The 9,722-nt window shown below is 71.8% G+C and carries 6 protein-coding genes; 2 read left to right on the top strand and 4 right to left on the bottom strand.

All coding sequences use genetic code 11. The features are described 5' to 3' along the window. Nucleotides 1-1,102: 3-phosphoshikimate 1-carboxyvinyltransferase (aroA, locus tag ACFW2E_RS32265; protein ID WP_384471027.1), on the bottom strand; the 1,102-nt coding region annotated here is incomplete at its 3' end. Between the two features lie 390 nt (nucleotides 1,103-1,492). Here aroA and ACFW2E_RS32260 point away from each other — a divergent pair. Together ACFW2E_RS32260 and ACFW2E_RS32255 are read left to right on the top strand one after the other, a co-directional pair. Beyond that, nucleotides 1,493-3,349, top strand: coding sequence for a glycoside hydrolase family 3 protein (locus tag ACFW2E_RS32260; protein WP_384471024.1), 1,857 nt, complete (start codon nucleotides 1,493-1,495; stop codon nucleotides 3,347-3,349). 88 nt (nucleotides 3,350-3,437) lie between these two features. Next, nucleotides 3,438-4,058: a hypothetical protein gene (locus ACFW2E_RS32255; RefSeq protein WP_384471021.1), complete on the top strand. Its 621-nt coding sequence runs from the start codon at nucleotides 3,438-3,440 to the stop codon at nucleotides 4,056-4,058. Between the two features lie 85 nt (nucleotides 4,059-4,143). Here ACFW2E_RS32255 and ACFW2E_RS32250 read toward each other — a convergent pair whose 3' ends face one another. The 3 genes from ACFW2E_RS32250 to ACFW2E_RS32240 all read right to left on the bottom strand — a co-directional run. Beyond that, nucleotides 4,144-5,577, bottom strand: a complete 1,434-nt coding sequence (locus tag ACFW2E_RS32250; RefSeq protein WP_384471018.1) for a S28 family serine protease — start codon at nucleotides 5,575-5,577, stop codon at nucleotides 4,144-4,146. Nucleotides 5,578-5,661: 84 nt separating this feature from the next. Beyond that, on the bottom strand, nucleotides 5,662-6,051 hold the full coding sequence (locus ACFW2E_RS32245; protein WP_384471015.1) for a hypothetical protein: 390 nt from the start codon (nucleotides 6,049-6,051) through the stop codon (nucleotides 5,662-5,664). A 111-nt stretch (nucleotides 6,052-6,162) separates the two neighbouring features. Beyond that, a partial coding sequence (locus tag ACFW2E_RS32240) for an ABC transporter ATP-binding protein (RefSeq protein WP_384471013.1) occupies nucleotides 6,163-9,722 on the bottom strand: 3,560 nt, incomplete at its 5' end.

The raw sequence follows: 9,722 nt of genomic DNA, 5'->3' as shown, positions 1-9,722 counted from the left end.
CGCCGTAGGACTTGATCTGGACGCCGGGCAACGGCTCGCCGGGCTCGATCTCGATCCGGTCCGGGCCCGTGGACACGGAGACGCCCAGCCGCCGGAGGTTCTCCGCGCAGGCGTCCAGGCGGTCGCACTCCTTCACCCGGGTGTTGGCCACGTCCTCGATGCGGACCGGGCCGGAGGCGAACGGCGCGATCGCGGCCAGCGTGGGCATCGTGTCCGAGATGTCGCGCATGTTGACCGTCAGCCCCCTCAGCACCCCCGTGCCCCGTACCGTCGTGCGGTCCGGGCCGGTCTCCACCTCGGCGCCCATCCTGCGCAGTACGTCCACGAAGCCCAGGTCCCCCTGGAGGGCACCGGCTCCCAGACCGGACACCGTCACCTGCGCGCCCGGCGTCACGGCCGCCGCCGCGAAGAAGTAGCTCGCCGTCGACGCGTCCGGCTCCACCGCGTAGGTCGTGGCCCGGTAACCGCCGGGCGGGACCACGAAGACATCGCCCTCCCGCCGCACTTCGGCCCCGAACGCCCGCATCATCGCGATGGTGATCTCCACGTAGGGCACCGAGACCAGGTCCGTCACCCGGATCCGCAGGCCGTCGCGGGTCAGTGGACCCAGCATCAGCAGTGCCGTCAGGTACTGCGACGACTGGCCCGCGTCGAGGATCACCTCGCCGCCACCGACACCCGCCGCCTCGATCCGCAGCGGGTGGTGGCCCTCCGCCTCCTCGTGTCGCAGGTCCACGCCGAGGTCGCGCAGGGCCCGGGTGAGGGGGGCGAGGGGGCGCCGGCGCATCTGGGGCGACGCGTCGAAGCGGTAGCTGCCGTGACCGGCCGCCGCCAGGGTGGGCAGGAAGCGGGCGGTCGTGGCGCCGTCGCGGCAGTAGACGTCGGCCTCGGTCACCGCCGGGCCCTCGGGGCGGCCGTCGATCCGCCAGGTGTCCGGGGTGCGGCCCACGCGGTAGCCGAGCCGGGTCAGGCCCTCGGCGAAGCCCTCGGTGTCGTCCGAGCGCAGCGGTCGCACCAGGGTGGTGACCCCGTCGGGCGCCGCGGCCAGGAAGAGGGCGCGGGCGGTGATGGACTTGGAACCGGGGATGTCGACTACGGGCATGACCCCATGATCCGACGGCGGGCCCGCCGCGCGCCGGTGCGTCCGCCGACTGGACCGCGCGCCGCCGCACGAGCCTCCCCCGGCACCCCCGCACCAACTTCCGGGAATCCGCCCGGACCGGGGAACCCGGCCTCCTCGCCGCCCGTCCAACCCGCAGGCTGCCGGACGAGTCTCCGCAGTGCGGTGTCGGCCCTCGCTGCTGGCTGCGATCGCTGACCACCCTCTCCGCCGTACTGCGGCCGGCAGCACGCCGTCATCGGCGCGCCCCCCTCCAACTGCGCCGATGGCGGCCCCTGTCTGGTTACTGTGCTTTCCCTTGACTGGCAGAAACTTCCCGGATATGGGTGACTTCTCGGAAGTTTCCTTCAGTGATCTCCGAAAGGAGCGCACGTGCCCGACACCAGTACGGGAAGCACGGGAAGCACCGCACGTCCGTCCAGACGCACCGTCCTCGCCGCCACCGCAGGCGTCACCACCTCGCTCGCGGTCGGCGGTTCCGCCCACGCCGCCACCCCCGGCGACAGGAGGCTCCGCGCCCTCGTCTCAGGGATGACGCTCGAGGAGAAGGTCGGCCAGCTCTTCGTGATGCGGGTCTACGGCCACTCCGCCACCGCCCCCGACCAGGCCGACATCGATGCCAACCTCAGCGAGATCGGCGTGCGCACGGCCGCCGAACTCATCGCCAGGTACCGCGTCGGCGGCATCATCTACTTCACCTGGACCCACAACACGCGCGACCCCCACCAGATCGCCGACCTGTCCAACGGCATCCAGCGGGCCTCGCTGGAGCAGCCCCGCGGACTCCCCCTGCTCATCGCCACCGACCAGGAACACGGCATCGTCTGCCGGGTCGGCAGGCCCGCGACGCTCTTTCCGGGCGCCATGGCCGTCGGGGCGGGCGGCTCCCGCTCCGACGCCCGCGCCCTCGGCCGGATCTCCGGCGCCGAACTGCGCGCCATCGGCATCAACCAGGACTACTCCCCCGACGCCGACGTGAACGTCAACCCCGCCAACCCGGTCATCGGCGTACGGTCCTTCGGCGCCGACCCGGACGCGGTCGCCGGACTGGTGGCCGCCGAGGTGAAGGGGTATCAGTCGTCCCGGGTCGCGGCCACCGCCAAGCACTTCCCCGGACACGGCGACACCGCCGTGGACAGCCACTACGGCTTCCCGGTCATCACGCACAGCCGGGAGCTGTGGGAGCGGCTGGACGCGGTGCCCTTCCGGGCGGCGATCAGGGCCGGCATCGACTCGATCATGACCGCGCACATCCAGTTCCCGGCCCTCGACGACTCGGGCGACCCGGCCACCCTCTCCCACCCCATCCTCACCGGCATCCTCCGGGAGGAGCTGGGCTACGACGGGGTCGTCGTCACCGACTCGCTGGGCATGGAGGGCGTACGGACCAAGTACGGGGACGACCGGGTGCCCGTGCTCGCCCTGAAGGCGGGAGTCGACCAGCTCCTCAACCCGCCGACGCTGGACGTGGCGTGGAACGCCGTGCTGAAGGCCGTTCAGGACGGCGAGCTGACCGAGGCACGGCTCGACGAATCGATCCTTCGGATCCTGCGGCTGAAGGCGAAGCTGGGGATCCTCGACCAGCCGTACGTCAGCCCCTCCGGCGTCGACCGCGTGGTCGGCACGCCGGCCCATCTCGCGGCGGCCGACCGCGTCGCCGACCGGACGACGACCCTCCTGGTCAACGAGGGCGCGGTCCTGCCGCTGTCCCGTCGTACGCACAACAGGATCCTGGTCGTCGGCGCCGACCCCGCCTCCCCGTCCGGCACCACGGGCCCGCCCACCACGGTCCTGGCCGGCGCTCTCACCGAACTGGGCTTCAAGGCCACCGCCCTGCCCACGGGCACGGCGCCCTCCGCGGCAACCATCACCAAGGCGGTCACGGCGGCGCAGGACGCGGACGCGGTGGTCGTGGCGACGTACAACGTCACGGCGGCGAGCAGCCAGAAGACACTGGTGGAGCGGCTGGTGGGCACCGGGAGACCGGTGGTGGCGCTGGCCGTCCGCAACCCGTACGACGTGGCGCAACTGCCCACCGTCCCCGGCTGCCTGGCCAGCTACTCCTGGACCGACGTCGAACTGCGCGCCGCCGCGCGGGTCGTCGCCGGACGGGTGAACCCGCGCGGGAAACTGCCGGTGCCGGTGCAGCGGGCGGACGATCCGACACAGGTGCTGTACCCCATCGGCCACGGACTGTCGTACCAGACTTACGACACAGACCGGGCGTAACACTGCCAACTGGCGGAAAGCCTCCCACACCTCTGGCGTGTGCCCGCCGTCGCGGGCCACGCTGGAGGGAGGGTCTGGGGGGAGTGCGATGGGCGGGAGACGGACCGTGGGGGTGGTCTGCGCACTGCCGGTGCTGGTCGTCGCCCTGGTGACGACGGGCTGCGGGCGAGCGCCGGACGCCGCAGGACCCGGGGTGAAACCGGCGCCCGCGCGGCCCTCCGGCTACGGCGCCCAGTTCCTCGCGGTCGACGAGTGCAGTTCCTTCGGCACGACGAGCTTCACCGAGGTGCCCTGCACCGGTGAACGGGCCGCCGCCCGGGTCGTCGCCCGCTACGACGCCAAGGTGGGCGACGGCCCGCTGTGCCCCGCGACGACCGACTTCGTGCTCCACATCAGCGAACAGCGCCCGTCGAGCGGCGAGAACGGCGACGGAACGATCCCCCAGGGCTACGCCTGCATGCGCAACCTCGAACCCCCGCACCCGGGCGACCCCGGCGGCGGTGGCGGCCCGCGCACGATCGCCGGCGACTGCGTCTACGGCTCGGGCGACGGACAGGTCCGCGAGACGGCCTGCGACGGCTCGGGGAAGCGCAAGCCCCAGTACCGGGTCACCAAGGCGGTGACCAGCCGCACCAAGTGCCCGGCGTCGACCGCGCTGTACGTACAACTGGGCGGCGCGGAGCCGGTGGGGTGTGCCCGGCGGGTGTGAGACGGCTCGCCCGCCCCCGCCGGCGCGTGCCCGACGGCGGAGTCCGGCCGAACCGGATCCGCCGTCGGTCGCTGCCGCCTTGGCGCTACGGCCGCAGGGCCGGCTCCCGCTCCACGTCCCGCACATCCAGCTTCGCGTCGAAGCGGGCCAGTGGCCTGGCCGCGGACGGGTTCTTCTCGACCGCGGGCGACGCGACGCCCGCCCACTCCAGGATCCGGGCCGTGGCGAGGGCCTTCTCGTCCGGTACCAGGCCCGCCACGTTCGCCCCGTGGTTCAGGCCCGGTGCCCTGAAGACGTAGGAGTCACGGGCCCCGGCGCCCGGCCGGAACCGCTCCGAGCCCCACGGGTCGTTCTGGCCGTAGACGAAGAGCATGTGCCGGGCGTGGTGGCGGACCCAGGTGTCCACGTCGCGCATGGCGCCGGGCTGCCAGCGCATCGGGATCGAGCGCGGGACGAAGTTCCGCGGCGGCTGGTAGCCGTAGCGGATCAGGTTCTTCTCGATGTGCGGGAAGTGGATCGTCGGCGCGCCGAGCTGTGTGCCGGCCTGGTAGTAGTACGGGGTGTACTGCTCGAGGCCCTGGTCGGCGTAGGCGGAGAAGCCGGAGATCGTGTCGACCGAGTTCCAGATCTCGTCGTCGGTCGCGGTCGCCGCGTTCGCGGGGATCGTGTCGCAGTCGGACAGCAGGCTGTACTGCCAGAAGCCCCAGACGTAGTCGAGGACCACCGCCTCGTACGCCTTGTCGAGGCTGCCGACGGTGGTGAAGGTGTAGCCGTTGTCAGCGGCGTACCGGGCGTACTTCTTCTCCAGCGGCTCCCGGCGCACCAGCGCCTCCCGCTGGACCGCGTTCAGCCGGTCCCGGCACTCCTTGGTGCCGACGTGCGCGAAGAAGCGGTCGTAGGCCGAGTCCTCGTCGTTCACGACGTCGTTGGGGGCGACGTAGGCGACCACGCCGTCCATGTCGCGGGGGTAGAAGCGCTCGTAGTAGGTGGCCGTCATGCCGCCCTTCGAGCCGCCGGTCGCGATCCAGTTGCCGGTGTAGACGGACTTCAGGGCCTTGAAGACGCGGTGCTGGTCGCCGGCCGCCTGCCGGATGTCGAGCTTGGACCAGTCGGCCGGGTCGGGGCGCGACGGGGTGAAGAAGCGGTACTCCATGGAGACCTGGTTGCCGTCCACGATCTGGGTCGGCTCGCGGCGGCTGGGGGTCGTGGAGACGTTGTAGCCGCTGGTGTAGAAGACCGTCGGACGGCTGACGTCCTTGTGCAGCACGGTGATCCGCTGCTGGAACGTGCCCTTCGACGGGTGCCGGTGGTCGATCGGCTGGGTGTAGTCCAGGACGAAGTAGCGGTAGCCGGTGTAGGGCTTCTCCTGGATCAGGCTCATGCCCGGTATCGCCAGGAGCCGGTCCTTGATGTCGACGTCCGTGCCGCCGCCGGCGTTCGCGGCGGTGGCCGCTCCCGCTGTGCTCAGCGTGCCTATGAGCACCGTGAGCGCGAGCAGCCATCTGAGCGCCTTGCGCATGCACACTCCCCTGTGAGACAGATGTGCGCCGGAAGCTATCGGAGCAACACCCGTCACACCAGGGGAAGTTGAGACGTCAGTGGGTCAGCACAGGATCCAGCCCGAGCTCACCGAGCCGCCGCCCACCGAGCCCTTCACCCACACGCAGCGGTGACCGGCGTGGACCGTCACCGGGCCCGCGCGGTGCATGTACCGGCCCTTGTCCACGACCGGCCGGTTGCCGCGGGCCTGCACGCTGACCGACATGCTGCGCCTGACCCCGGGGTTCTTGGTGAGGGTGACCGCGCAGACGTAGCCGTCGCTTCTGTAGACCTGCACGGTGCCGGTGGAGAACGGCAGGGACTTCACCCTGTGTCCGGCACAGGAGCCGTCCGCCGCCTGGGCGCTGCCCGGCGCCACGAGCGCCAGCGCCCCGGACGCGGCCAGCACGGCCATGCCGAGCGCCAGACGCCGTCGTATCCCACCACTGTCCACTGTCGTCCCTCCCGTACCGCAGCCATGCACGACCCATGAACGTACTGATGTACGGACGCAGAACGTATGTCGGATGGTTGCACGACCGCCAGAAGGACACTCCACCGGCCGTCAGCGGGCCACGCCGACCGGCTCCTCCGGCTCGGCGCCGCCGACGAAGGTCCGCCACAGCTCGGCGTACCGGCCGCCCCGCGCGAGGAGTTCCTCGTGGGTGCCGTCCTCGGCGACCCGTCCGTGGTCCATGACCACGACCCGGTCCGCGCGGGCCGCGGTGGTCAGCCGGTGGGCGACCACCAGGGTCGTACGACGGCCCGCCAGACGGTCCGTCGCCTGGTTGACCTGTGCCTCCGTCGCCAGGTCCAGGGCCGCCGTCGCCTCGTCGAGGAGCAGCACGTCCGGGTCGACCAGTTCGGCGCGGGCGAGAGCGATCAGCTGGCGCTGGCCCGCCGACAGATTGCGGCCGCGCTCGGCGACCTGGTGGAGGTAGCCGCCGTCGAGCGTGGCGATCATGTCGTGCGCGCCGACGGCACGGGCCGCCGCCTCCACCTGGGCGTCGGTGGCGTCGGGGCGGCCGTAGGCGATGGCGTCACGGACGGTGCCCGGGAAGAGGTACGCCTCCTGCGGGACGACGCCCAGCCGGTGGCGGTACGACGTGAGGTCGAGCGCCCGCAGGTCCGTGCCGTCGATCGTCACCCGGCCGCCCGTCGGGTCATAGAACCGTGCCACCAGCTTGACCAGGGTCGACTTGCCCGCTCCGGTCTCACCGACGAAGGCGACGGTCTGGCCCGCCGGTATCGTCAGCCGGATCCCGGTGAGCGCGGCCTCGGCGTCGCCGTCCGCGCCGTACGCGAAGTCCACGTCCTCGAAGGCGATCTCGCCCCTGAGCGAGCGGACGTCGAGCGGCTTGTCGGCGGATTCGGTGGACGTCGGTTCCCGGAGCAGTTCCTGGATGCGGCCCAGGGAGACGGTGGCCTGCTGGTAGCCGTCGAAGACCTGGGAGAGCTGCTGGACGGGGGCGAAGAACAGGTCGATGTAGAGGAGGTAGGCGACCAGCGCGCCCGTGGTGAGCGTGGCCGCCTCGATCCGGTCCGCGCCCGCGATCAGCACCGAGGCCGCGGCGACCGAGGAGAGCAGCTGGACGAAGGGGAAGTAGACGGATATCAGCCACTGGCCGCGGATGCGGGCGCGCCGGTAGCTGTCGCTGCGCTCCGCGAACCGCCGTCCGCCGTCCCGCTCGCGCCGGAAGGCCTGGACGATCCGCAGCCCGGACACCGACTCCTGCAGGTCCGCGTTGACCACGGACACCCGCTCACGGGCGAGCTCGTACGCCTTCACGCTCGCCCGGCGGAAGAAGTAGGTCGCGATGATCAGCGGGGGGAGCGTGGCGAAGACGACGAGCGCCAGCTGCACGTCGAGCACCAGCAGGGCGACCATGATGCCGAAGAAGGTGACGACCGAGACGAACGCGGTGACGAGTCCGGTCTGCAGGAACGTCGACAGCGCGTCCACGTCCGTCGTCATCCGGGTCATGATCCGGCCGGTCAGCTCGCGCTCGTAGTAGTCGAGGCCCAGGCGCTGGAGCTGGGCGAAGATCTTCAGGCGCAGGGAGTACAGGACGCGTTCGCCGGTGCGGCCGGTCATCCGTGTCTCGCCCGTCTGGGCGGTCCACTGCACGAGTACGGCGAGCAGGGCGAGCAGGGACGCCGACCAGACGGCGCCGAGGGCCATCCGGGTGACGCCCTGGTCGATGCCGTGCCGGATCAGGATCGGCAGGAGCAGGCCCATGCCGGCGTCCACGGCGACCAGCAGCAGGCTGGCGAGGAGCGGGAGGCCGAAGCCGCGCAGCAGGCGCTTGAGGCCGTAGGAATCCTCGGGCCGGACCGCCCGTGCCTCGTCGATGTCGGGGGTGTCGGTGGCCGGGGGCAGCGCCTCGACCAGGGCGAGGAGCTCGGGCGTGGCCGGGGTGCCGGACAACGCCGTGTCCTTGGGCTCGCGGTCACCGGTCCACAGCCGGGGCGTCACCCCGCGTTCGGCGTCGAACTCGGCGTCCAGCTCCTCGCGGACGGTGGTGTCCTCCCGGGGCAGGACGGGCTCGGCGTGGCCCGGCGAGACTCCGCCCAGCTCGTCGGGGTCGGTGAGCAGACGCCGGTAGAGGGCGGAGCGTTCCTGCAGGTCCTCGTGGGTGCCGATGTCGGCCAGGCGGCCGGCGTCCAGGACGGCGATGCGGTCGGCGAGGTTGAGCGTGGAGCGGCGGTGGGCGATCAGGAGGGTGGTGCGGCCCTGCATGACCTGCTTCAGCGCCTCGTGGATCTCGTGCTCCACGCGGGCGTCAACGGCGGAGGTGGCGTCGTCGAGGACCAGCAGGCGCGGGTCGGTGAGGATCGCGCGGGCGAGCGCGACGCGCTGGCGCTGGCCGCCGGAGAGGGTGAGGCCGTGCTCGCCGACCTTGGTGTCGTAACCGTCGGGCAGCTCGGCGATGAAACGGTCCGCCTGGGCGGCGCGGGCGGCCTTCTCGATCTCCTCCTGGGTCGCCTCGGGGCGGCCGTACGCGATGTTGTTGCGCACGCTGTCGGAGAAGAGGAAGGAGTCCTCGGGGACCAGTCCGATCGCGGCCCTGAGCGAGTCCAGGGTCAGCTCGCGCACGTCGTGGCCGCCGACCAGCACGGCGCCGTGGGTGACGTCGTAGAAGCGCGACAGGAGGAGGGAGACCGTGGACTTTCCGGAGCCGGAGGAGCCGACGACGGCGAGAGTCTCCCCGGGGCGGATCTCGAAGCTGAGCCCTTCGAGCACCGGACGCTCATGGTCGTAACCGAACGAGACGTCGTCGAACTCGACCGTCGCGGGCGCGTCCGCGGGGAGGGTCTTGGTGCCCTCCTTGATCGTCGGCTCGGTGTCGATCAGTTCCAGGACGCGCTCGGTGCCCGCGCGGGCCTGCTGGCCGACGGTGAGGACCACGGCGAGCATGCGGACCGGGCCGACGAGCTGGGCGAGGTAGGTGGAGAAGGCGACGAAGGTGCCGAGGGTGATGTGCCCGCGCACCGCGAGCCAGCCGCCCACTGCCAGCATGGCCACCTGGCCGAGGGCGGGGACGGCCTGCAGGGCGGGGGTGAACCTGGCGTTGAGCCGGATGGTGCGCAGACGTCCCGCGAAGAGCCGGCGTCCGACCTCCCTGAGCTTTCCGGTCTCCTGCTCCTCCTGGCCGAAGCCCTTCACCACGCGTACGCCGCTGACGGCGCCGTCGACCACACCCGCGACGGCCGCGGCCTGCGCCTGGGCGTACCAGGTGGCGGGGTGCAGGCGGGTGCGGCTGCGGCGGGCGATCCAGCCCAGCGCGGGGGCCACGGCGAGGGCCACCAGGGTCAGCGGGAGCGACAGCCAGGCCATGATCACCAGGGAGATCAGGAAGAGCAGGACGTTGCCGATGGTCATCGGCAGCATGAAGAGCAGGCCCTGTATCAGCTGGAGGTCGCTGGTGGCGCGGCCGACCACCTGGCCGGTGGACAGCTCGTCCTGGCGGCGGCCGTCGAGGCGGGTGATCGTGTCGTACATCTCGGTCCGCAGGTCGTGCTGGACGTCGAGGGCGAGCCGGCCGCCGTAGTACCGCCGGATGTAGGTCAGGACGTAGACCACGACCGCGGCGCCGGTCAGCAGACCGGCCCAGACGGCCATGT

Origin of the sequence: Streptomyces sp. NPDC058964 (assembly GCF_042741275.1) — a bacterium.
Classification (GTDB): Bacteria; Actinomycetota; Actinomycetes; order Streptomycetales; family Streptomycetaceae; genus Streptomyces.
The sequence above is the reverse complement of the archived record's forward strand: the minus strand, read 5'-3'. Positions and strand labels throughout refer to the sequence as shown.

Bases quoted from the DNA above. Each gene is read 5' to 3' on its own strand.
- ACFW2E_RS32250 (WP_384471018.1), bottom strand. From the start codon at position 5,577: ATGCGCAAGGCGCTCAGATGGCTGCTCGCGCTCACGGTGCTCATAGGC.
- ACFW2E_RS32255 (WP_384471021.1), top strand. From the start codon at position 3,438: ATGGGCGGGAGACGGACCGTGGGGGTGGTCTGCGCACTGCCGGTGCTG.